We start from the raw sequence: 24,676 nt of genomic DNA, 5'->3' as shown, positions 1-24,676 counted from the left end.
GGCTCCTTCCGTCAAGCCCACGACTTCTGACTTCACTCGTCTCTCATCATCCATGCTCCGTTCTCCTTGTACACGTCTTAACTGTGTTTAACCCAATTCCGTGTCCAAAGAAACCGGGGCCGCCCCAATATTTATAACATTAGATGGTTGATATATTTCCGAAAAGTAATTTATACAAATTGCTTTCTGTTGGGGGCTAATTTCAAAGAGAGCATAAACACCACAAAAGTAAGTATATCGTCTGTGACAATTGGATCGCTTTTCCGAGTTGACCCCACGACCAGAGAGTCGATTTTTACGTATTTCAAGGAAGGGACTTATATCCATCAGCCATCGCTAGGGGGTGACAATGAACGTTCTGGGACTACATCTCCTTGTAGAATTCGGGTCCTGTAACCGGTTAAAGATTGATGACCTTGTTTACCTCGAAGAGGCCATGACCCAGGCTGCGGAAACTGCGGGAGCTATTATCCTGAAGACTATTTTTCAGAAGTTCGAGCCTCATGGTGTTTCAGGGGTAATCATGATTTCTTCCTCGCATCTTACTATCCACACATGGCCTGAACACGGTTACGCTGCGTTCGATGTATTCACGTGCGGACAATCAGTAAATCCGGGTAAAGCGGTAGACTTTCTTAAACATAAACTGGAAGCCGTGAATATTGCCACTCGGGAGTTTCATAGGGGTATTCCACCGGCAACAATAATCCGTCAACAGTTTGCCCATACCGACGGCTGATGCCTTATCGCTCTTCTAATATGTCGTGTTAGGTAATTTGTACGAATAATAACGACTGGTAATTTTAAATGGCTATGGCAGTCTTCAGATACTTTAAAATGTGAACTTCATAAACATTACTCACTGCTATAAACGAAATGATCGTATTTATTATGTTTGCTCTGTAGAGATATTGTCGGTTTGTAAATTTAGGGGTATCTGATCATGGATCTAGAAGCATTTGACCCGTGTTACATCTCAACTAGCTCAGGTAATGGTTTGCGGCATCAGGTTTTGGAATTGTTCCAAAATCACTGTTTAGACTGTGTATCGCAAGGCAAACCAAGATGCTGTTTCGAAGAAGAACTGACCGTATTTTTCCCAGATGAATGGAAACAAATCGAGATAAAATCTCACCCCCTGCAACTTAAGTTGAAAAAACGTATTCTCAATATGGCCGCAAGCGGTACCGTCCATCTTGCAGTATGCGAGAGATGTCTTTTCCATAACCCCAAGGGTTGTCAGATGAAGATCAGTCACAGGCCACTTGATTGTATCACCTATCCAGTTTACCCGATGATTGAATTTGTCAGTGAGGAAAAGCGATTAGTCGGAATGATGATTCACAAGAAATGTAAATCTGTAGATAAAATCATCCAAGATACAAAGCTCATAAGTGTGTTGAAAAAATTGTGGAACAAAGAAATAGCGCCACGCCCCCAACAAGAAATTAAGGACTGGTTCAACGGCATCAAAAAGGATGAATACCTTCTTCTCTGATTAAATAAGCTCACGATTTCTTTATTGAAGCATCAAGAGAATAAAAACCTATTATAGGTTGGGTGTCAGTTTGAACCTTACTACTTAGATAAAATGATCAAATATTTCCCGATATGGCAAAGACAAGAAAGATTAGCCATTCTTGTCACTGGATTAATTGGAAGCGCTTTTATCGCACATCATTACTCAGCAAGTGACTCTAGCCTTGTTGCCGGCAAGATCGCTGGATTTATTTGTGTTCTGGCTTTCTTTCCTTATATCACCGCTATCATTAGAGGAGAATGTAGGCCCAATAGAGCAACCTGGTGGATATGGAGTGCGTTAAGTGGTTTGGTTGCAGCTAGTTACTACTCCTCCGGGGCCAGTAACACCCTTGTTATTGCGTTGATAGATGTGCCTTGCATATTGATTATCGCTATACTTTCAATAAGATATGGCGAAAAAAAGAGAAACCCTTTTAACGGTTACTGCGTCGTAGGAGCCATAGTAGGAATTGTAATGTGGTTATTGTCCGGTTCTCCCACTGCTGCGCTATCTCTTTTCCTATTTTCGGATCTTATGGCAGCCATGCCAACTATATGGAAGTCATATAAAAGACCCGGTGATGAAAATATGTTTGCATGGTTAATGACATTAGGCGGTAACATTCTAAATTTATTTGCCATTGAAAGCTGGGTTTTTTCTATAGCAATATATCCTGTCTATCAATGCTTAATCTATGGAGTAATTTGCATCGGTCTGTTTAGACAGTTCAGAAGAAGTTAGAATACCATGAAAGCCATATACGTTGCGCAATCTAATATTGTAGGAAAAGGATTATTCGCAGGCGAATCCATAAATGCTGGAGAAATAGTTTTCGTAATGACAGGCGAGGTAATCGAAATTTCTATTAATTCCTACGAAGAGGCTATGGCCGATCCCGATATCATGGGCATAGGAAAAAATACTTGGATTGCCCCACCACCCCCGTTTCTTTACATAAATCATTCTTGTAGACCTAATACTGGAATAAAGGGAGAATTAACTTTTGTTGCGCTCAGAAATATTAATAGAGATGAGGAGCTGACTTTCGATTATTCCATTTCAGAGGATAGTCTTTGGGAAATGGAGTGCAAATGTGGTGAGAAAAATTGCAGGAAAGTAATTCGGTCTATTCAATTCTTGCCGGAAGACGTATTCAACAAATTGTTGCCGTTTATTCCTGAATATTTTCAAAAAGTTTACAGGGAATATCACAATGCTCCGAAATTGGGGAGACAGTAGTCAATAGGGGCAAAAGCCTTTAAACACTCTCGTTGTATCACTCACTGACGGCGTATAGACTAGATTTTAAGATACGTATAAAGAATATAATCGAAACCTGTGTTCACAATATAGAATAAAGAAATCTTTCTAAAAGCATATAAATCCATGGCATGAGCCAGATTCGATGGCTCAGTGCCTATTTCGAGTATTACAATTATGATCGTTACCATCAACGCCTTGACGGCAGATCTCCTCGGGAGGTTTAATGGGGTTACCCTACCAAACATGTAGTGGCACTCACTGGTGGCGTTCAACTGCCCCAAACTGTTGACGCCATTGCCCATTTTAAGACTTGTCCATTTTGTTTTGGGGGAGACCACTTAATGCAGACTACCGAAGCAAAACTCGAATTACTATGGAAGGATTACCAATTGAATTCAAACCGTCACAGTGCAGTCTGGCAATCCTTTAGTCAAACCTTTGTGATAGCTATAAAAGGGATTCTAGCAGTTACAGCTATAGGGTCTAATAGACTCATGGCTGTCCCCCGAATGTCAACTCAAAAAACTAAACGTAAATAACCCACACGTTCCGATAACTGACGGTTCATTTTTATTCTGTGATTAGCGGGCCTGGGCAGTTGGGTATGGATATCAAAACGAAATGCCCCCGGAATAAATCTTATCCACGACCACCTTGGCGATATCGTCATCGGATTGAACAAGACCAATAGACATCCCATTCTGTACCAAATCCTCGTGGTGCAAGAAGCCTGGAACTGCCAAGATATGATCCCGTCCTCCTTCGACAAATTGATTCCAGCCGTTATAAGTTTGTATTTTCTTTTCTTCAAGTGGCGGTCTTGTCCAATATTCTGTGTGTTCTGGGCTGCGTTCTTCGCTGTTTTTTTCGCCATAAATATCCTTGTAAACAATTTTCAGGTCTACCCTGATTTCAATACTCGTGTTTACCCGTTTCCCAGACTTGGTCGCTAGTATCTCATTGATTTTCAGTCTAATGTCGTCAAATCTATCCATCGCCGCCGGTTCTATGGGAACGCAGGTTGTTCCAATTCCGACACGGACCGGTTGGTATGTGAAAAATTTATCTGTCAATGCAAGCTCAATCAAGCGCCTCCCTTCGTCTTCGCTCACTATCATTGTCAATACAGGACAGACTTTAATCTCACCTTGGCATAAGCCATGGCATCTAACGACTATGTTAGTATAGTTTTTTTGTATGACTGCTTCTTTGCGTTTCTCAATTTTGCGTTTCTCCGGATTGGCCTTGCCGATGTCTTTCGACCAACCCGCATCCCAAGACTCGTCCGACCAACCCGCATCCCAAGGGTTCTGTAATTCAAAAAAAACCTGAATCTGAGGAGTGTTTTGTGCCAAGACTATTTTGGTATTTATGTCCTGTAATCTCGTTTGTCCTTCATACACCTCTTTTTGTGCGTATCCGATCCAGACAAGGCCGAAGGTGAGAAGTACCATAAAGACAGGATAAGGATTTCCATTCTTGACTTGACGGGGACCAGAATTCATCATAGGTATCAGAAAAGGTGTCTTACTCTTATATGCCTGATATTCCTCTCCAAACTGCTCTGTTAGCTTTCTTTCTTTTATATATTTGTTGTAGACTGTTCCGATAATCAGGCCCAAAAAAAGCATTATCAGTCCAGTGGTGATAGACCTCCAAAGGGTCCCTACGCCAAAATAATAGATTATCGCTCCCAATAGCATAGGATTACGGCATATCTTGTAAGGCCCTTGTACAATTAATTTCTGGGTAGACACAAGAAGAACAGGTGTTTCTTTTTCAGTCATAAACCGCGGTAGGACCGTCCAAATGAGTAGCAAGATTCCAGACGCAAGGCTCAATAATCCAAGCATCGCCTTGGAAACCAGAAATCGTTCGGTGACTAAGTATGCTTCGATTTTGCCACTGACTAATAACAACAGAGTAGGAACGATGAAAACAACAAAAAAGGCCCCGACCAAGATACGACATAATTTATTCCGAGAGGATATGGATTTAACCGATTGTTTCACTATTTCTTTCACGATTTCTCCAAGAGCCATGTTCTTGTGTCCCCATTGGAGGTGCAATTAATTTGAACAGATGGCAGATCAGACTGGGACCGGGCCACGGCAAAATAGACAAGGCCCAAGAGGTTAAGGTCTTCTGTCCTCTCTATAAGTCAAACTAGCTCATTTCTCTACTTCCGCGCTGGCTCTTGGGGCCTCTGCGTAAGCACTTAGACACCGCCCCATAAGCCGCCCACATGGCGGCCCGATCCATGAATTTCATTAGTGACATACTAAATGCGATAACAATTGCTTATAAAATATCAGGAATTGTTAGTGGTCGCAAACGAAAAGTCCGCTTGTCAAATATTCCCATAAAAACCCCCAAGGTTTGAATTATGGTTAACCTAAGCTGAAGATATTAAAAAAGGAGAAACTGCAATAGAAATAAAGGGATAAAAAATCGGAGAAACAAACTGTAATGATATTAATGGGGTGAATAATGAGGGGGTTTGGAAACAAAATTGCGACTAGGGAATAGGTCACTCCAAAATTGGGGGGCGGGCGTAGCCGTTTCGCTGCATAGGGGGCTAGCCATCTAATAAAACCGTGTCGTTTTAAATTAGGATTGAATTGACATCCTTCCCTTCACTCAAACGATATCCAATTGATCTGTCATATCTGCATTATCTTCTTGACAAACAGTCTTTTCTGTGATATAGGAAATGACAGAAGTATTGGGGGCATTGTCAGATATGGCCAAAAAGCGGGCTGTAATCAATTATGAGCCACTTTCTGATCTTTCGCGCTCCGTAACTCGCGAAGAGTTTGATCGCGCCATATGGTGTCTAATAGAGACAATTTCATCACTCCAAAATTAATAGCCGGATAGCTCAGTGCCTAGGCGGAAGCTCCACGAATACGGATCTTCCGCAAGAAAAAGGGTGGCCATCGAGAGCAACTGACGATAAAGAATAGGCCCTAAAAACATTTCTGACGAAAGGGAGGAACACAAATGCGATCGCAATTAAAATCTTCACCGACAGCTAAGGAAAAAGCTCGTTCCAACGGTGTCACAGCGACTCTTGAAATAACCAATCCTGGCATGGAAAGACTAAACGACCTGATCTCAAAAATGGCCGATCTCTGCGATGGCCTGATCGATGGGATGGATAGAACACCATCCGTCGAAACAGTAAATTCAGTTTACAAAATCGGCCAAACCATCGCCGGATTAACGAGGGCTCGGACCGATCTGGAAAAACTTCGTCTCGAAACTGAGGGCTTACACGATCGGGCGTTCCGATCCGTCCAAGCCCATATTCGGGCCGAACTCCAGGGTCGTCCGGAGCTTGTCAGCGAACTTCTCGAAGTCATGGATACCGTTCATGACAGGATAGACCAACAATAACAACAAGATATCCCTCCCCCTATCGGTCAAACACCCACCCCCACCCTCTTGTTTGGGAGTGGGGTGTTGAACGTCCGCGATTTTCCCCGCCAGTTTTCGATTTTTGCCACGTGCGCTTTTCTTGCCACAGTCAGATTTATTTCAAGTATTTTATGAGCTAATTGTTCCCAAATTTGCGACGATTTCAACTTTAGGTATATAAAATTGTAGCTTAGAACTGTATGATAATTTACAAGAGAATAAATAGTTATTTATGTTTCATCATTCTATTTTTGGACTAAATCTAATAACTTTTTGTTAATAAAAAGATAACAATTCATAAAGCTCTACTTGACGTTTTGTCTAGTTAAAATAGAATCTTACGGTTCTTTTTTCCTTGCGTTTTCTTCAAAAGTTTGATAAAATCCGCCCCGTTTTGAAAAAGGCGGTAAACGTTTCGATTCGTTAGCCGCCTATATTCTTCTTTCCTGGAAGCGAATAAAGATTGCTTCCGTATAAGTACCCTGTAATCAACTGACGACCTTGAATTGGGGGTCTAGGGACAACTTTGTCCACCAGTTGAATTTGTCAACCCTATAACCGTTACAAACATTTTTGAAGAACTCGTTCGGAGGGAACGAGGAGGAGGTATCTATTTCAATTTTTTGAAAGGGGGTTTCCAATATCGCTGAATTCAAAAGAACCCCTGTGGGTCATCGCTTAGACTCTCAACTGATGACACACAGGCAATACAATTAACCACACACAAACCGAATTTCGATGTTGGCGCACCGAGATTCACAAATAAGGAACACAAGTTTGAATACATTATTAGTACAAAAAGACGGTAATGTCAAAGATTCTCTGCCTCTGTTTACGGATCCCACAGGTTTTAGAATAGAGGATTCCTCAAGTTCATCGGATAAGTCCCTCACTCATCCGCAACTATCAGAAAAGCTTCAACCTCAACTTGATGTCGCTAAGAGTTTCCTGGAAGGAATGACAGGGACTGCCTCTCATACGTTTCAATGGTTCAGTGAATTAGAGGGCGGGCCGGTAACGTCCCAAAACATGTTTGAGACCATCACCAACGCATGGGACACCATTAAGGGACTCAACACCAAGGGAGCGGGGATCTTTTGGACACCTAATGAAACTGACGGTAAGGGCCGCAAAACCAAGAATATCAGGAGAGTTCGTTTTTACTTTACTGATCTTGACGGCGCTCCAATTCAACCTATCCTTGATTGTCGATTGAAACCTCATTGTATTGTGACCACATCGCCGGACAGATACCACGTTTACTGGCGGGTATCTGATGGTAAATTAGAAGAATTCACGACAATTCAAAAGGCGTTAGCCGACAGATTCAACGGTGATCCGAAAGTCAAGGATCTACCTAGATGTTTGCGGCTCCCGGGCAGCCTCCATCAAAAGAGTAACCCTTTTCTGGTTCAAGTATATCAGGCCAATTACGATTTACAGGATTATTCCACTGCTCAAATAATTGAAGGCCTGGGCCTTTGCGTAAGAAACAAAAAGGGAAAAACATTAAATAGCCAGCCGGGATCGCCGGGGCCTGTCACTGACCCAAACGTCGCTCAGGAGTTGATACCAGAAGGCCAACGCCATGATTATTTGCTTAAAGAAGCGGGGCGTTTTGTTAATCAGGGTTATTCTGAAAATGTCATCCTCGGCTTTCTAAGAACAATTAATAATAACCGCTTCACAGTGCCCCAAAATGATAATGATTTGGTTAGAATCGCCAGGGACATATCGAAAAAGGAATCGTCATACAGACCAATCGAAATTGTCAGTCTGGCTCGAATGAATGAAACTGAGTACGAACCAGTAGAATTTATTGTTGACGAACTAATACCGCAGGGATTGACCTTGCTGGTAGGGGCCCCGAAAACCTGTAAATCATTTTTCGCGCTTCAGACCAATATTTGTGTGCTCCAGGGTAAGCCCCTTTTCGGTAAGTTTGCGACAAAACAGGCGCCGGTCATTCACGTTACGTACGAAGAGACCCCGTATCATTTCAATGAACGCTGTCTAATGCTCACCCGCGGTGAATCCATTCCTGACCTCGGCTGCATTCTCCACAACTTGCCGCCATATTCCCCAAATGAAAAAGAAAGTGGGCTCAATAAGTTACAGGAACTTGTTCATCGGATTGACGCCAAACTCATAATCATAGATCCTCTTGTGTTGTTTCTACCCGGCTTTAAATTCACTATGGGAACTTATCGTGACGAATACAAGTTATTTAACTCGTTACAGAAATTTGCGCTCGATAATAAGCTGGCCCTGCTTGGGACAATACATGATCCCAAGGTTAGTGGCGAAGACGCTGTAAATAGCGTTATTGGGAGTATCGCGGCCGCAGGGTCTTCGGACGCTATCCTTAGGCTGCAAGCGATAGATAAAAACCGCAACAATCCACAACGCACGCTTACCATTGTAGGAAGAAACTTCAAGGAATACGAGAGGAAAGACCTATTAGAATTTAATGACGGCGTATGGCAGTACCACGGTAGCGCATGCCAGTTACGAGAGACAATGATGTCCGGTAAATTCAGAGAGATCTTTTCCAGAGCCAACAAAAACGTATTGAACAATGGAGAGATTATGGCGCTTTCAGGCCTGCCCCCGGAAAAAAAAGGGACTTTGTATAATGAACTTAGTGACGCTGTGGAGAGTGGACTTCTCCGCCGAGAGGGTCGTGGAATGTATCGACTGAATAACGACGCGGATTATGTTTCAGCCGAACATGTAGACGCTTCTAATATTCTATAATTACTATATAATATAATAATATTAATAAGTTAAAAGGTAGAGCATTATTTCTACTATCATCTACATTCTATTTCGGAAATAGAAAATATTAGGATGACTATAGCCTAACAGTAGAATTTCTAGAATTGTGTCTCTACTTTTTAACCCACTGATTTAACTTTATAAAAACTAAGATGTAGAAAAGTAGAGCTTACAGGGGCACTGAGACTAAACAAAATCATTTCCAGATTGAAATTAACAACATTTGATTCTCGGTGAATTTGGAGGGTAGTCGTGGAAAAGTATTATACGCCGATTCAGGCGGCTCAAGAACTGCATGTGTCGGAAATAACTATGTATCGATGGTTGAAAGCGGGTAAATTGGAATATATTCAAGTTTCTGAAAGGCGAAGGTTAATTGCTGAGACTGAGTTGGAAAATTTTCTTTCCCGTCGGATCGTCTCTCCACCCAAAAAAATTGTTGACCGCGCGCGCGATTATGATAGACCTTGGACGGGACCTGTAGAAAACGGATCTTTGGCAAATGAAGATGATCCGGGGGATAAGGAAAATGGCGTGAAATCTTTAACAAAGGAGATCGCGCTCTTATGTCGGTGAAGAAACAAGGAAAAACCTGGTATGTTTTCTTTCGTCCTTTTGGGGACATTATCAAGTTAAGCCTTAAAGACTGTGAAAATAAACGTCAGGCGTTGGCTATTGAAGCTGAGTTAATCGAGGCCTTAAGGAAGTCGGATTATTCCCAGTTATCAATTAATGGCCGTCAAGCCTGTGTGAAGTTGTTCGTAAACCAAAACTGGGAGATGCCGGAGGCGTTGCAACCCTCCCAGGCCAAGCGCCCGCCAAAAGTAATCACTTTTTGGAAGGCTGTGGAACTTTACGTCAATGATCCCAGCTTCAAGAGCTTGAGTATGCCGAAACGGTATCACCAGAAACTGGCCCACCTAGTAAAATATTTTGGGAAAAACAGACCTATTAAGGACATCACGATCCCTGTTTTGAAGGCGTATCGAGAAAATCGGTCACAAGAAGGCGTAACAAACGCTACTATAAATCGTGAAATGTCGGCTATTAGCGGGGTCTTCCGGGTCCTGATCGAACATCAGGTCCTGGAAATCAATCCATGCCGGCAGATAAAGAAACTGAGCGAGAAATCTGGGGAACGCCAGGTTTATATTGGTCTTGGGGATGTCGAAAGGATCAAGGATCTTTGCCCTTTGTGGTTTCAGGACATGATATGGATGAGCTATCTGTCAGGGATGCGAAAGGGTGAAGTTTTCAAACTTCGATGGAGCAACGTGAATCTTTCGAAACGGATTATATCCTTTCACGCGACAGACACGAAAGAAGGAAAATGTAAACGTGTTCCGATCCATCGCGAACTCATCCAGGTATTTGAACGTATAGGGAAGATCAGGTCGTTGAATGACGACAAGCTATTTCAGGTTGCGCCGCAATCGATTCAGCAACCATGGCCACGCGCGTTAAAGAAACTCAATTGGGAAACACCCACGCCGTGCTTTCACGATTTGAGACACAGTTGGAAGACAAACGCGAGGCGAAGCGGTATTGATTCAGAGATACGGGAATTGATAATGGGTCATGCTGGAAAAGCGTTGAATGTTTCAGAGCGGTATGGATTTGTCAGCGATGAGGAGCTTGTGTCGGCTATAGACAAATTCACTTACGACAACGGGTTAACGCAAATTCTAGTCGCGTCAAACGCCGGAAAATAGGATTTAAAAACTGGCCCGCGTTACCTTTTTGTTACCTTTTTTGAAAAACCCTTGATTGACAAGTCAATTTAGGCGGGAATTCGTAAGCTAACTTATTGAAATTCTTTGGTACGCCCGGCAGGATTCGAACCTGCGACCTACGGATTAGAAGTCCGTTGCTCTATCCAACTGAGCTACGGGCGCTCCGGCAAAACATATACGCCACAAAAGAACTTATGAAAGCGCCTAGCGTATTGAGAGGCATTCAAGCATATCGATCGTTTGCTTGTCAACCTTATAGCCCCTAATTGTTGTAATCGAGATTGCCGGACCCGCAGTGGTGTGGTAACATCGAAAGGTTTCTAGTGGTCAATCGCTAATCGGGACAGTGTTCCCCTTGCTTTGTAGGGACGAGAGGCCCATGCAGACCCATGATCAAGAATTTCCTAATTGTGATCTTTCAAGAGCAGACGGAATGAGATAAATTCTGTCTATATCAAAAAATCTTCCAAATGGAGGCCAAGACATGAAAGCGCGTTTTTTTTCATTCCTATTGATCTTTGCTTTATTATTCGCCGCTTATGGCGCTATTGACGCAAGTTCAGCCACTGCCGCGAGCGCAAACGCCCTCACTGGCGAGATTCCCATCGGGGCGGTCTGGTCGATGACCGGAGCCGCCGCGGTTTACGGCTCGTCCCAGAAAAACGCCTCAGAACTCGCTGTCGAACAAATAAACAAGTCCGGAATGCTTGGAACAGCCAAGATCAAACTGATTACCGAGGATGATCGCTCCACTAAAGAAGGAGCAATTACCGCGTTTGACAAGCTCGTTAAAGAATATAAGGTGGTCGCCATTCTGGGCCCAACGCTGTCAAACTCGGCCAAGGCCTCCGATCCTATTGCCCAGGCGGCAAAAACGCCGGTCTTAGCGGTATCCAATACTGCCGGTGGTATCGTCGAGATGGGAGATTACATTTTCCGTGACAGTCTTCCGGAAATGTTGGTCCAACCTAATACCATTAAAGAGACAAAAAACAAGCTGGGATACAAGAAAGTGGCCATACTTTATGGCAACGACGACGTTTTTACTAAAGGTGGCTATGACGCTTTTAAAAAGGCGCTAAATGACCAAGGCATCCAGATCCTGGCCACTGAAACGTTTAACAAGAACGATAGTGACTTTTCCGCCCAGTTGACAAAAATTAAGGGGCTCAAGCCTGACGCTATTATCGTCTCCGCTCTGGCTGAAGAAGCGGCCGGCATTATGAGCCAGGGACGGCAGCTTGGTATTCCTGAGTCTGTCCCATTCATCGGTGGTAATGGCTTCAATTCCCCTAAATTGGCTCAGCTCGCCGGACCAGCGGCTGAAGGAGCCATTACCGGCGCAGCCTGGTTGATCAGTAACGACACGCCCGGTAACAAAGCTTTTGTTGAAGCCTATCACAAAAAATACGGCGCCAATCCTGACCAGTTCGCCGCCCAGGCGTACACCGGGGTTTATATCCTTGCCAACGCCATCAAAACCGCAGGTTCAAGCAATCCAACCGCGATCCGGGACGCTATGGCCAAAATCAGGGACCTCGACACAGTATTGGGAAAATTCTCATTCGACGCTAACCGGGAGCCGGTACATTCTCCTGTAGTCCAGATCATCAAAAACGGGAAATTTGTGCTATATAAATAGGAGATAACCACTACGAAACGGAGAGCCGGAATCATCTCCGGCTCTTATCCTCTCCATTGAAGGTTCGTGTATGCAAGAACTCCCTCAGCAACTGATTAATGGCTTGTGGCAAGGGGCGGCCCTCGCCCTTTTTGCTATGGGATACACCCTGGTGTTTGGTGTCCTCGACATCATTAATCTGGCGCAGGGAGCCACGTTCATGTGGGGAGCGTTTTTTGCGTTTCTGTGCGTCACGAAACTGAATTGGCCACTGTGGTACTCAATTCCTGTCGCAATGGTCGGAGCTGGGCTGCTGGCTGTATTACTTGATCGACTCGCGTTCAAACCTCTGCGTTCCCTAACATCCGGTGGGTTGGTCTTATGGGGTGGTTTCATCCTCCTGCTGTTAGGGATGGTTGGTCACTGGGGCTACCCTGTCAAGACCGGCATTACGCTCGCGGGAGCGTTAATCATGCTGGTTGGTTTTGTCCAGGATTACAGGAGTATCAGACCCCTGCGGATTCGGGAAGTCCCTCACCTGGCGCCCATGATCTCTTCGATTGGGGCTACATTCATTCTTGTCAGCCTCGCCATAAACGAGTTCGGCGCCCAGGTCTCTCGTTTTCCGGCGAATCTGTTCCCTGTAAAGCCATACCAGATCACTGAAAACGCCGTAATATCGCCTATTCAGGCGCTGGTCTTGGGCCTGTCTCTGGCGCTTATGCTCCTTTTGAGCCTGCTGATTAACAGAACACAAATGGGTCGGGCTATCCGCGCCATTGCATGGAGCGAACGAACTTCCCGGCTTCTTGGCATAAACGTCGATTATGTCATTGCCCAGACATTTTTTATTTCAGGCGCTCTCGCTGGGGCCGCTGGGGTGCTCCTGGGCCTTGCGTTCAACCGCTTGGAGCCCACTATGGGCAATGAGGTGGAACTGGCCGGGCTAACCGTCATTATTGTCGGAGGGATGGGGAGCATTGGAGGCGCCGCTATGGCGGCGTTTCTCGTAGGAATGATACGAGTCCTTAGTGTCGCTTATATTGATAGCAGTTTTCGTGACGCTTTTGTTTTTGCGTTGCTCATTCTGGTTCTGCTCGTACGACCCAGCGGCATCTTTGGACGCAGCAAAGCCGTGCGAGCGTAAAAAGCGCTCAACATGAACATATAAGTAAATCTCATGCCAGAATTTGTCTCCAACAATATCTCAACTATTAATTTCGTGCTGATTAATATCGCCTTGGGGCTTAGCATCTATATCACCCTGGCCACGGGCCTTCTGTCATTGTCCAACGCCGGATTTATGGCGATCGGGGCCTACACGGTAGCTATCGTCTTTGCTGAGGCGCATATGCCATTTAGCCTCGGTTTCGCGCTGGCTATTGTGCTTGGGGTGGCCTTAGCCATCCCCATTGGGATGCTTGTGCTGGGCCTGCGTGATATTTACCTGGCGATCGCGACGCTGGGTTTTGGTGAGATCGTCAGGATAATCGCCCTTAATGGTGACAAAGTAGTCAGACTATTTAGCGACAACAAGGACATTACGGTCTTCAATGGCGCTGAAGGCATAACCCTGACATATACAACGCCTAAACTGGTAATGGGTTTGCCTGATACTACCTGGCCTATCCTTATCTACGTGATAGTGGTCATATATCTACTCGCTACACTCCATAATTCCCGGTACGGTCGAATTCTGGCGTCGATCAGGCAGGACGAAACAGCGGCTTCAACCCTGGGCGTCAATGTAGTCCGATACAAGCTTCTGGCGTTTGTGCTTGGTTCCGCAATCGCTGCCGGCGCAGGAGCGCTGAGCGCCCCGATTGTCCGGGTGATTGATCCACACAATTACGTGTTTAGCCGTGGCGTTGATATCCTGGCCTATGCCGTGCTAGGTGGAATGACTCACTGGGTCGGACCGATACTCGGCGCTACCGTGCTGACGTCATTGCCTGAAACTCTTCGTTTCCTTAAAGACCAACGCGATATAGTGAACGGTCTGATCATCATGCTGTCGATAATCTATCTACCTTCTGGTCTTGCAGACCCCAGAATCATGGCTTTACTGCGAAAGATATTCTCATTCCAATGGCTGTCACGTTCCCATGCTGATAAAACATCCAAGGACCGTGAATGATATGAACCGCAATAAGAATAGGGAACGACGTCAACGTGTTCAAGGCCACCAGCCGGACTCTCTCAGATTGTTTCGGGCTCCGGCAAGTGTCAATACGCTATGTGAGCGAGAGTCATGACACAGCAATCAGCCTCGCCAATTCTTGAAATCAAGAATGTCACCAGAGTGTTCGGCGGTTTGAAGGCGCTCGAGAACGTTTCATTCGATGTGCCGAAGGGCGCAATTTGTGGCCTGATTGGTCCGAACGGAGCCGGCAAGACAACGCTTATAAACATAATAAGTGGATTGGGGCCGCTTTCGGATGGCGACATCTTGCTTGAAGGACGCTCGATTAACGGATTGGCGCCGTATCGAATCGCTGAGCGCGGCATCGGTCGAACTTTCCAGAATATTCGTCTCTTCGGTGATCTCTCCGTTCTCGAAAATGTGGTACTAGGACATCACCTCAAGCAGACCGGAACCTTGATTGAAACCCTGTTGCGCCTGCCTCGGAGCAGAGCTGATGAACGAGCCTCCCGTCAGGCGGCCCTTGCCCTCCTGAAGCGCTTGCGCATGGAACATCTTGCGGACGTGCACGCCCGCGCCCTTTCTTATGGTGATCAGAGAAGAGTTGAGATAGCGAGAGCCTTGGCGCTGGAGCCGCGCCTACTGTTGCTGGATGAACCCGCTGCGGGTATGAACAGCGCTGAGACTGACCAGCTTTCCGAGTTTTTACTGGAGCTTAGGGAGAGTTCATTGACTATTCTCATCATAGAGCATGATATGGACATGATCATGCGCATGAGCGATCTCGTGATAGTCCTGAACTTCGGATTGAAAATCGCTGAGGGACCACCAGATTTTGTCCGCAATGAACCTCACGTAATCGAGGCGTATCTAGGCAAAGAACATTAATCGAGAGACTCCGGTTATCGGTGGAATAAAGTAGGAGATCAACTTCTATGCTCGTTGTTCGCGATCTTTATACTTCGTACGGCGCAATTGCGGCATTGAAGGGCGTGAGCTTCAATGTGCGTCAGGGTAGTGTGGTAGCCCTTGTGGGGGCAAATGGCGCCGGTAAATCGACCGCTCTCAACACAATCAGCGGGATACTCAGGCCGGATAGCGGGTCCATTCGATTTCGGGATCGTGATATTGCCGGCTGGCGGGCCGATCGCGTCACAGCCTTGGGGTTGGCGCAAGTGCCGGAAGGAAGGCAGATCCTCGGGGGATTGACTGTCGAGGAGAACCTGGTCCTCGGAGCTTACACCCGTAAAGATTCCGAGATTGGCAAAGATCTTGAGGAAATCTATTTGCGTTTCACCATATTGAAGAATCGTCGTCGACAGCCTGCCGATTTACTATCCGGGGGTGAGCAGCAAATGCTCGCGTTGGGTCGGGCGCTCATGTCTCGTCCCGGGTTACTGATGTTGGATGAACCGTCACTTGGTTTGGCGCCTCTAATAGTTCAGGAAGTCTTCCGAATTATCGGTGACTTAAAAGAACGGACAACGATATTACTTGTTGAGCAAAACGCCAGGAAGGCCCTTCAAGTAGCAGATTACGCCTACGTGCTGGAAGGCGGCCGTGTGGCTCAGGAAGGACCTGCCGCCGAACTGCAGACCGATTCTCGCATCGTTGAGGCTTATCTGGGACGGAAACACTGATAAGCCTACAATAGTTGGTTATGGGCTTGGTAGACTAACGGTTCTTCTGTCCAAAACTCTGAGACGCCGGTTTCGGAAGTCGATTAATAATCCCTTTACTGTTAATTTTGTTCAGAGTGGGCCACAACACCTTGGAGATTCTTTGTCCCAGAGAGAAAAGTCTTCGGTTTCCTGTGGACAGACCATACGTGTTCATGGCAGCCCTCTCCGCGAATGAGGTCATGCCTTTATCCACACGTTCCTCTCGTAACATGGTCAAGAGTTTCACAAGTGGGACTCGCACGGGACAAACTTCTACGCAGGCCCCACAAAGGGTTGTGGCGTCAACTAACGGGTAAGTTCCTCCCATCCCTTCGAGTAGGGAGGTCAAAACGATGCCCATGGGACCTGGGTACGTTACACCGTATGCGTGGCCGCCGATGGTTCGGTAAACCGGACATACGTTAAAGCATGCGCTGCATCGGATACATTTGAGAATTTCTCTGTATTTGCCACCAAGAATTTCTGAGCGGCCATTATCCAGGAGGACAATATGGAGTTCACGCGTGCCTGTAGACTCTCCGGGTTTTCTGGATCCTGTTATGATGGAAAGGTAACTCGACAAGATTTGTCCGGTAGCGCTCCGGGGAAGCAAGCGAGCAAACAGAGACAGGTCATTCAGTGTGGGGATGATTTTCTCAATGGACAGGGCCGCAATGTGCAATCGCGGCAGCGTAGTAACCATCCGACCGTTTCCTTCATTGGTAAATATGGCCAGGCTTCCTGAATCAGCCACGGCGAAGTTGGCCCCCGAAATCCCTGCGTCAGCGGTGAGGAATTCTTCCCTGAGAACGGTCCTCGCTATTTTTGTCAGAACAAAGGGATCGTCGGAGTAAGGCACACTCAGCTTCTCCGAAAACAGTTCGCCAACCTGCCGTCGGGTCTTGTGAATAGCCGGAGCCAGGATGTGGGACGGCTTTTCGCCCGCGATCTGAACTATGTACTCACCGAGATCTGTTTCGACAACATGGAATCCAGATTCCTCAAGGTATTCGTTGAGGCGCATCTCTTCCGTGATCATGGACTTGGCTTTAACAATCTTTCTGGCCCCATGATCCCTCAGGATGTCACGGATAACCTCTCTGGCGGTTTGAGCGTCGCGCGCTCGATGCACCACAGCTCCAGCCCTTGTGGCATGGAAGGAAAACTTATCAACATACTCTGGTAGGTGGTCCAGTACATCAAGCCGTATTGCCGAAGCTTGGTCCCTCCATGTTTCGATGGGCACGCTGGACAGGCCCTCGTTCCTTTTGGAAATGAACATGTCCGTGGCTGTTCGCATGGCTTGACGAAGCGATGTGTTCTCGACTGCTTTGGCGGCATTTTTACGAAAATCTAAAGGCGAAATTTTCTCACTCATAGGAAACCTCTGCTAGACCAAGACTCTCCCACTTCTAAAGGCTCCTTGTCAACCTTGCTGGGCTGCTGAGTTTCCGATCATGAAACGTCGACTTCTGATCTTAAGTATTTTTCATGGGGCGTCGAATTCTTTTCCCATGATCGAATTTTCTCGTTATATTTTCAACAATGTAATAAGTATTTTCAGAGCAGATTTGATAAAGGTTGAGGATTCACAAGTGGAAACTCCCTCGAGAAAAAATAGCTTTGATTATAATCCCCGATTCTTGGAGTTTATTGAGCTTTTTGCTCGTATTGGAGATGATTCAAGACTCTTTCCCAAAAAATGTAGAACGTGTGGCCAAGAATATGAGAGTTTTCCGGATTACATACACCGCACCGAGTCTTTGGCCCACGGCCTTGCAGACTACTCGGACGCTTTGGATGTTCCTAGCGCCATACACCGATACGTAATTGAACATAACGCATCTAAGAGCCTAAAATAAACCATTAAAACCTAAGGGAGGATATATAATGACCAAGAACAATTCCACACACTCAAAATCGAAAAACCACGGGCAATCGGACAAGTTTGAATTCAGCGGCAGAAAACTGCACAAAGATTGGCGGGTATGGCTCGTGGTAGGATTGATGGTCGCAGCTATGGTTATCTATGTGCTGACCCTGGATGATTCAGTCGTGCCAATGGCGATCAGGAATTAACGACAAATTATGATTCGGATAGCTTGGATTTGGCTGCAGGAGTTTGACATCTAATTTGTGCCGGTATCTGTTCATCGACAAGGCAGACGGACTGTTTCACTGATCTTCCAGCATTTGAGCTTCCTTTTTTAGAACTCTGTATCCTGCTTTGGGATCGCGAAAATAAAGGTGGCTCCATCGCCCTGCTCTGATCTAACCCAGATGCGTCCTCCATGTCTTTCCACGATCTTTTTGCAAATAGCCAGGCCTATGCCTGTTCCGGGATATTCAGCATTACTGTGCAACCTCTGGAAAATTACGAATATTCGATCCGCATATTGTGGCTCAATGCCAATGCCGTTATCGCTGACTGAAAATTGCCAATCGTTGTCATTAGGTTCCACTGATATATGAATAGATGGGGGGGCATCCTTCCTGAATTTCAACGCATTGTTGATGAGATTCTGGAATACTCTGGCCAGTTGGTCGCCGTCCGCAATCACTATCGGGAGTTGGTCATGTGTCACCGTAGCGCCATTGTCCTCAATCGATAGTTGAAGATGATTAATGACCTGAGTTAACAGCGTTTCACAGTCAACGGCTCCAAAAGTCTTGCCGTGAGTTCCCACCCTTGAGTATTCCAGGAGGTCGCGAATTAACAACCGCATACGTTTGGCGCCGTCAACTGCGTACCCTATAAAATCATCGGCGTCCGCGTCGAGTTGTCCTTTGTAGCGACGTTCGATAAGTTGCATGTAGCTGGACACCATTCGTAAAGGTTCCTGCATGTCATGCGAGGCGACATACGCGAACTGCTCCAACTCCGTGTTGGAACGCTTCAGTTCATCATGAGATCTCCGCAGCTCTTCGTCAGCACTTTTCCTGGAGGAAATGTCTTCAGCGAATACGAGAACCCCTGATTCTCCATGAAAGTCAATTGGAACCCCCGCTACACTCACGTCGATTCTTTCACCGTCCATCCGGATAAATTTCTGCTCAATTTCCGGGGTAGACGTCCCTTCCATTTCGATTTTTTCTACTCTTGATCGAACGACATCCCAAAATTCCGGGCTCACTATTTCTTTCACTTCTCTTCCCAGGAGTTCTTTTTCATGCCTGGCGCCTAGAAGTTCCACACCAGCCGGATTCATGTAGACCCACTTTTGTTTAACATGGACACCTATCATTTTGGGGAGGAACTCTACGAGCTTTCGATAGCGTTCTTCACTCTTCTGGAGTTTCTGTTCAGCGAATTTACGTTCGGTAATATCGGTAAACATAGCGAACGAACCACAGAAATGGCCGTCCGGATCAAGCATCGCCGTGGCTGAAACAAGCGCCCAGAGCGCTGTCCCGTCTTTTTTTCGGAATCGTCTCTCATATGACGCGGTTTGCCCCTGATGTCGGTCTGCCATTTTCATCTCATGGCTCCACATATCGTCGGCAAAAATAAAATCTTCCACTTTCTTGCCGACGATTTCTTCAACATCGTAGCCAAGCATGTCGGCCATCTTTTTGTTGACCAATTCGGTAGTATGTAGTCCATCCATGATCCAGAAACCTTCGTTGGCGGTTTCCAAAATTCTCCGGAACTTCTCCTCACTCTTTCTAAGCTCAACTTCAGCCTGCTTGCGGTCGGATATATCCCTGACGATGCACGAACATAGCCAGCCTTGAGGCGCTTCCCTGACAGACAGGGATACTTCAACAGGAAACAGTGCGCCATTTTTGCGCCTTGCTTCGATTTCCGCTACTGTTGCTGTAATTAATTTCTGGGACTTTTCCCGGAGTGACTCAATCTGGGTTCTTATAAGAACTGCGTATTGGCTCGGAATTATGAGGTTAAAGAAAATCGACCCGATGGCCTCACTTTTTGATCTGTCAAACATTCGTTCCGCTGCGGAATTCCATCCTATAATCCTACCGTCTTGATCAAACGTTATGATTGAGTCCGCAGCCATTTCCACAAGATTTCTGTAGCTAGTCTCAGCGTCTAGGAAAAGGAGCGCTATCGATTCCTCAATGGACAATTTCTTGGAAATGGCGCCGCTCACCGCCATCAAAATGGCAATGAGACCGAACGAGCCCCCGAGGTATTGAGCTGACCGACCTAACCAGCCTATCGGGCATCCTACTGATTTTTGTAATAGAATTCCAAATAGTCCTACGCTTATCATCGCAAGAGCGAGGGCATACCAGTAAATAAAATCGGAGCGCCATCTTCGGTAATGAATCATGAACAGGACAGCGCTAAAAATGTAGAGGTTCATGGCGCTTATCAGCACAAATTGTCTTAAAACTGTGGGACCTACCCCTTGAACAAAGAACCGTGGGAGAAAACCAACCGCAGTCACCAGGGAAAAAAGAAGGGTCAAAAGAACAACTCCGCCGTAAATACCTATGACGGGGCAAGGACCCTTGCCGCGAACTGCCCAGGAAGTCCCTCCGCCAATAAACAACATCGCTCCAATAGTTTGGCAAATGGCGCTCAGAAGGACTCCTGAATTATGAATGGTAACCAGGATGTTTGGGCCATCGGATAGATTTATGAATGCCGCGGCCAGTATGGAACTTAACCCAAAGGTCAGCATACCGCATCCCATCAGCAGAAAACCTGTCGAACCGGAACTCATGTAGACCCGAGCTGCGAGGTAGGCTATGGCCATTGGGATCAAGCCGATAAACAAAGTGTTGAGAATCAGGAGAAGCTGACTGGACTCAAATGTGACCGGGATTTGAATGTAGGCTAGTATTGAGATTGCCAGGATAAACGCCGGCAGCAAGAGGGAGGCCGTTAGTTTAGCGGTTTTCATACGTTAATTCCCCCGCTGGCTTCAGCAATGAATTCATAAAAATCGAGATGAGCTTCTCTGCAATAGAATAGCGTATTCATATAGCTCCTCGTCGAATTTTCCCGGACTATTTATTTTGGAGATCAGGATAGAGTTTTTTTGTACAATCTGGACAGATAGAATGTGAAAATTGAGCCTCAGTTTTCTTGCTCACGTATGTCTCTATTTGTATCCAGTTATAAGATATCATTTGCCTTTTCTACACCCAGCTCGGTAATCAGGACATCTCGCAAGGTATATTGAAGGAGTCTATAGGCTAGCGCAGGCGCATTTAAGCCCAAGTTTGGTCTCCCTTTTTCGAGGTCACCAAGGTCTTGCCATGCAAATTTGTTGTAGTCTCGTTCTTCCTTAAACATGGCGTTTCATTCTCCGTAGTCTAACGATGACTATACACCCCTAACTGGTGTCGAGATTCGTGTCTGACATTCCTTTAACATGGAACGGTCACTATGGAAAAGGATAAATCACATGATGTCTTGTCCATTGCAACTCCACGGATTGAAACTACATTTCGTTTGAACCCAGGTCGATGGCCGGCGCTATCTTTCAGCTAAAATGGCCATTCTTCGGAATCGCAGGTCAAATACATATCGCACAAATATTTCACTTCTTTTGCGACCCGCTCATAATCAAGATCCGGGTCCAAGCCCATCCCAGTGAGACGCTCCTCCATGTAAAGGTTGAATCGGTCCATCTCCGCCTCAGAATAGACCTCACTGTCGAACTCTGAAGCGTAGAACTGTTCAAACATTCCCAATCCCTCCATATATGATTTGTTCCTCAATTCTAAGCGATTTTCCCAGCCAAGTAAATTCTCTCTATGGCTGAACAAAGATCATCGTCAGATGAAGATTCAAGACCCATACCCTCGGCTCCTTCCATTATCGAGATTTGCCGTCATGCCGTTCTACTGCGGTATAACTGTTAGGGTCAGTTGACGGTGACTCTTGTTTCGATCAAATTACCGTAGCTCCTACAAAGCAGTTATTTGCGCTTAAGCCGATGCCCATTTTTTTCTAGACCCGTGGTGGTTGAAACGATATCCTAGGAGTTGAACAGAGGAGGCTATTCTTTTTGGACATAACTAATAATGAATTAATTATTTCACTCTTACAGTCAACATTGGATTCCGTGACAGACGGTGTCCTGGTTGTGGACCTGATGGGTAAAATAATACTTTTTAACCGACAGTTTGAGAGAATGTGGAACATTCCCCCAGATGTCATGGAAAGTAAAAATGACGAACTTGTTCTAGACTGCATCCTGAGTCAACTCGAAGACCCGGTGGGTTTTCTTAAAAGAGTTAAGGAAATATATGGCCATCCGCAAGAGGAGAGCTACGAAACTATCAATTTCTTGGATGCCAGAGTTTTTCTAAGGTATACACGTCCCCAGAAAATGGGGGATGAGATGGTGGGAAGAGTTTGGCGTTTCTCCGATGTTTCAGAAAATCACAGGGCTGATAAGGCTAGACTACTACAGGAGGAAAAATACAGAAATATCTTTGAGAACGCTCCTGTTGGGATAATTCATTCTACTCCTGATGGTAAAATTATTGATGTTAACCCTGCGCTCGCTCGTATCTTTGGATATGAGTCTCCAGAGGAAACCATTTCTCTTGTAAATCAGACATCCGTTGCTGAATCTATGTATGTTAGCCCACAAGCTAGAGCTGATTTCGCAGTCAAGGCAGTAATGGCCCCCGGTAAGTGGTTCATGGGAGAATCCGAGTATTTTCGAAAAGATAGATCAATAATGCATGGACGTATAGCCTTTCGCATTATTCCGGAGTCAAATGGGATAATAGAGGGTTTTGTAGAGGACATCACTGAGCGGAAGGAAACCCAAGCGGCGTTAGAAAGGTCTGAGACAAAATACCGCCTCATGTTTTCAGAATCTCCTATAGGAATGATGTATGTAGATAAAGATGGGAATATTCTAGAGATCAATCAGAAAATGCTGGAAATATTAGGTTCCCCCGGGCCTGAGGCTACAAAAGCAATCAACATGCTCACATTTCCACCGCTAATTGAATCCGGGTTGTCTAAACACTACCACGATTGCCTAAAGAGCGGAAAATTAATAGACGCGGAGACACAATACACGACCAAATGGGGCAAACAGACTTTTCTGAGGTCTGTCATTAAACCTCATCTGAATGAGAATGGCGAAATAATAGGGTCATTTACCGTAATAGAGGATATAGCCCTCCGAAAACGGGCTGAAGATGCTTTAAGAGAAAGCGAAACTAGATACCGCACATTATTCCAATCGCTTAAAGATTTGATAAATATGCACTCCGAGATGTCACCAAACCAAAGCCAGACTGTGGGACTTCGCACACTTCCAGATGTCTCCAAAAACCTTGAAATGAACTACATCGAGAACGCTCTCCGCATGACAAAAGGCAAGGTTCAGCCAGCCGCAAGGTTGTTGGGCATATCTCGGTTCATGTTAGCGCGCCAGATGGCTAAGATGAAGATTTCCGGCGCCGATTACAAATAATAGTGCTAATCCGCCCACTTTCTACTTGACAAAATAGCCGTGTGATTTATAATTTTGACGTGGTTCAAAAGCAAATTTTGGACCAGTAATTATTATTTGGGGGGGAGTGGGTAACAATAAAGACTTACTGCCGTTGATAGTCTCGGCTGCACCGATGAAGGTAACAGGGATAAGACTTTTGAGTCTAGTCAAATTGAATAAGTGTTTTGAGACTTTAAAGGCAATAGTTAGTGTGGAGTTCCTCAAAGTGTATGGACATTGTTACCTTCAACTAATGCTGAGTCTCCATTCATCAATATTGCAAATTTGGGAACACCACACTAGCCACCAACATTATTTCCACATGATGCACACCTGTTCATCTGTAATATCAATAGCTTATCTTGACACCCATTTTTCAGCTATTGTCTCATCGCTGTTCACATCCTCATAGTGTCTATTGAAGAGGTAATCCTCTCACTTGGACGGTCCATTTCCGTATCATCAGTAAGCCATATCATGCCAACTAAAGTTTTATATTGACCAAATAACCCGGTTAAAATTATATTGTGTTTTATAAGTCTCTGATACACTGTGGCCCACCGTTCCAATGTCGGTGGTGTTGAATCCCAAATTAAATGGACTGTTTTTCTCTGATTATTTGGAACAGCCATCCTGTTTTGTCACGTTGTTTAGACCGACAGGTTTGGGAACTCTCCAGGTAAATATAATATTTCAGTTCCAGTTTAAACAGAATCTGAGAGAAAGAGCCATTGGTTACCTGGCGGTTCACCTGCCCTCTAACTCCTTAAACGCCATCCTAATTATTACTTGACTTCCCTTTTAAGCTCCTGTTTACATAAACCAAATACAACTGTTGTTTTTAAAAAATTGACCTGTGAACTTTTGATTTTCAAAGATTTGTTGTCGGGATTTTATTGGGGTTGGAGGGTGTATGATGCGTTCTCTAGGCATACGGTCGGCCGTTGTCATTGTCGGTGTAATGGTGTTCTCTGCCCGACGTCAATTACATTTGTGCACTGGCGACAATTACACTTGTGCATGTTGATAATTAATTCCCTGTTCCTGATGCTGGAGCAGGGTCGTTTGAACCATCATTTGTAATTTCCCAAACCTGTTT

General features: G+C 45.5%; 22 protein-coding genes and 1 tRNA gene. 16 read left to right on the top strand and 7 right to left on the bottom strand.

What is annotated here, in order from left to right:
• Positions 1–349 precede the first annotated feature (349 nt).
• The 4 genes from speD (at position 350) to WC647_18960 (ending at position 2,761) form a co-directional block, all read left to right on the top strand.
• Positions 350–739 (top strand): adenosylmethionine decarboxylase, encoded by a 390-nt coding sequence (speD, locus tag WC647_18975; GenBank protein MFA6224389.1) that lies wholly within the window; start codon positions 350–352, stop codon positions 737–739.
• A 204-nt stretch (positions 740–943) separates the two neighbouring features.
• Complete coding sequence (locus WC647_18970; GenBank protein MFA6224388.1) at positions 944–1,498, top strand: hypothetical protein; 555 nt, start codon at positions 944–946, stop codon at positions 1,496–1,498.
• Between the two features lie 93 nt (positions 1,499–1,591).
• Complete coding sequence (locus WC647_18965) at positions 1,592–2,263, top strand: hypothetical protein (GenBank protein MFA6224387.1); 672 nt, start codon at positions 1,592–1,594, stop codon at positions 2,261–2,263.
• 6 nt (positions 2,264–2,269) lie between these two features.
• Complete coding sequence (locus WC647_18960) at positions 2,270–2,761, top strand: SET domain-containing protein-lysine N-methyltransferase (protein MFA6224386.1); 492 nt, start codon at positions 2,270–2,272, stop codon at positions 2,759–2,761.
• A 59-nt stretch (positions 2,762–2,820) separates the two neighbouring features.
• On the opposite strand, the gene WC647_18955 is transcribed toward WC647_18960, so the two are convergent.
• Positions 2,821–3,087, bottom strand: a complete 267-nt coding sequence (locus WC647_18955) for a hypothetical protein (protein MFA6224385.1) — start codon at positions 3,085–3,087, stop codon at positions 2,821–2,823.
• A gap of 309 nt (positions 3,088–3,396) precedes the next feature.
• A complete protein-coding gene (locus tag WC647_18950) occupies positions 3,397–4,809 on the bottom strand; it encodes an isoprenylcysteine carboxylmethyltransferase family protein (protein ID MFA6224384.1) in 1,413 nt (470 codons plus the stop codon).
• A 979-nt stretch (positions 4,810–5,788) separates the two neighbouring features.
• Between WC647_18950 and WC647_18945 the strand changes: the two genes are divergently transcribed.
• The 4 genes from WC647_18945 (at position 5,789) to WC647_18930 (ending at position 10,695) form a co-directional block, all read left to right on the top strand.
• Positions 5,789–6,184, top strand: a complete 396-nt coding sequence (locus WC647_18945) for a hypothetical protein (protein ID MFA6224383.1) — start codon at positions 5,789–5,791, stop codon at positions 6,182–6,184.
• Positions 6,185–6,982: 798 nt separating this feature from the next.
• On the top strand, positions 6,983–8,962 hold the full coding sequence (locus WC647_18940) for an AAA family ATPase (protein ID MFA6224382.1): 1,980 nt from the start codon (positions 6,983–6,985) through the stop codon (positions 8,960–8,962).
• Between the two features lie 273 nt (positions 8,963–9,235).
• A complete protein-coding gene (locus WC647_18935) occupies positions 9,236–9,559 on the top strand; it encodes a helix-turn-helix domain-containing protein (GenBank protein ID MFA6224381.1) in 324 nt (107 codons plus the stop codon).
• Entirely contained in the window at positions 9,550–10,695 is a 1,146-nt protein-coding gene (locus tag WC647_18930) for a site-specific integrase (GenBank protein MFA6224380.1), read from the top strand. Before WC647_18935 ends, WC647_18930 begins: the two co-directional genes overlap by 10 nt.
• 106 nt (positions 10,696–10,801) lie before the next feature.
• Here WC647_18930 and WC647_18925 read toward each other — a convergent pair.
• Positions 10,802–10,878, bottom strand: a tRNA-Arg gene (locus WC647_18925).
• Between the two features lie 322 nt (positions 10,879–11,200).
• Here WC647_18925 and WC647_18920 point away from each other — a divergent pair.
• The 5 genes from WC647_18920 (at position 11,201) to WC647_18900 (ending at position 16,120) form a co-directional block, all read left to right on the top strand.
• On the top strand, positions 11,201–12,358 hold the full coding sequence (locus tag WC647_18920; protein MFA6224379.1) for an ABC transporter substrate-binding protein: 1,158 nt from the start codon (positions 11,201–11,203) through the stop codon (positions 12,356–12,358).
• Positions 12,359–12,428: 70 nt separating this feature from the next.
• Complete coding sequence (locus tag WC647_18915) at positions 12,429–13,484, top strand: branched-chain amino acid ABC transporter permease (GenBank protein MFA6224378.1); 1,056 nt, start codon at positions 12,429–12,431, stop codon at positions 13,482–13,484.
• 33 nt (positions 13,485–13,517) lie between these two features.
• Positions 13,518–14,474 carry a branched-chain amino acid ABC transporter permease gene (locus WC647_18910; GenBank protein ID MFA6224377.1) on the top strand — a complete coding sequence of 319 codons (957 nt, stop codon included), beginning with the start codon at positions 13,518–13,520 and terminating at the stop codon, positions 14,472–14,474.
• 114 nt (positions 14,475–14,588) lie between these two features.
• On the top strand, positions 14,589–15,368 hold the full coding sequence (locus WC647_18905) for an ABC transporter ATP-binding protein (GenBank protein MFA6224376.1): 780 nt from the start codon (positions 14,589–14,591) through the stop codon (positions 15,366–15,368).
• 47 nt (positions 15,369–15,415) lie between these two features.
• Complete coding sequence (locus tag WC647_18900; GenBank protein MFA6224375.1) at positions 15,416–16,120, top strand: ABC transporter ATP-binding protein; 705 nt, start codon at positions 15,416–15,418, stop codon at positions 16,118–16,120.
• Between the two features lie 34 nt (positions 16,121–16,154).
• Here the strand turns inward: WC647_18900 and WC647_18895 are convergent, their stop codons facing one another.
• Positions 16,155–17,519 (bottom strand): LutB/LldF family L-lactate oxidation iron-sulfur protein, encoded by a 1,365-nt coding sequence (locus WC647_18895; GenBank protein MFA6224374.1) that lies wholly within the window; start codon positions 17,517–17,519, stop codon positions 16,155–16,157.
• Positions 17,520–17,598: 79 nt separating this feature from the next.
• Here WC647_18895 and WC647_18890 point away from each other — a divergent pair, with 79 nt between their 5' ends.
• Both WC647_18890 and WC647_18885 read left to right on the top strand, forming a co-directional pair.
• Positions 17,599–18,003, top strand: a complete 405-nt coding sequence (locus tag WC647_18890) for a hypothetical protein (GenBank protein ID MFA6224373.1) — start codon at positions 17,599–17,601, stop codon at positions 18,001–18,003.
• A 28-nt stretch (positions 18,004–18,031) separates the two neighbouring features.
• Positions 18,032–18,220: a hypothetical protein gene (locus tag WC647_18885; GenBank protein MFA6224372.1), complete on the top strand. Its 189-nt coding sequence runs from the start codon at positions 18,032–18,034 to the stop codon at positions 18,218–18,220.
• A 128-nt stretch (positions 18,221–18,348) separates the two neighbouring features.
• On the opposite strand, the gene WC647_18880 is transcribed toward WC647_18885, so the two are convergent.
• The 3 genes from WC647_18880 to WC647_18870 form a co-directional block, all read right to left on the bottom strand.
• On the bottom strand, positions 18,349–21,012 hold the full coding sequence (locus WC647_18880; GenBank protein MFA6224371.1) for a PAS domain S-box protein: 2,664 nt from the start codon (positions 21,010–21,012) through the stop codon (positions 18,349–18,351).
• A gap of 215 nt (positions 21,013–21,227) precedes the next feature.
• Positions 21,228–21,407 (bottom strand): hypothetical protein, encoded by a 180-nt coding sequence (locus WC647_18875; GenBank protein MFA6224370.1) that lies wholly within the window; start codon positions 21,405–21,407, stop codon positions 21,228–21,230.
• A gap of 194 nt (positions 21,408–21,601) precedes the next feature.
• Complete coding sequence (locus tag WC647_18870) at positions 21,602–21,802, bottom strand: hypothetical protein (GenBank protein MFA6224369.1); 201 nt, start codon at positions 21,800–21,802, stop codon at positions 21,602–21,604.
• A gap of 323 nt (positions 21,803–22,125) precedes the next feature.
• Here WC647_18870 and WC647_18865 point away from each other — a divergent pair, with 323 nt between their 5' ends.
• Complete coding sequence (locus tag WC647_18865) at positions 22,126–23,556, top strand: PAS domain S-box protein (GenBank protein MFA6224368.1); 1,431 nt, start codon at positions 22,126–22,128, stop codon at positions 23,554–23,556.
• Positions 23,557–24,676: the final 1,120 nt, after the last annotated feature.

Source organism: Desulfomonilaceae bacterium, from assembly GCA_041662605.1.
Classification (GTDB): domain Bacteria; phylum Desulfobacterota; class Desulfomonilia; order Desulfomonilales; family Desulfomonilaceae; genus CAJBEZ01.
Note: the sequence above shows the minus strand (reverse complement) of the source record. Positions and strands in the feature narration are given on the sequence as shown.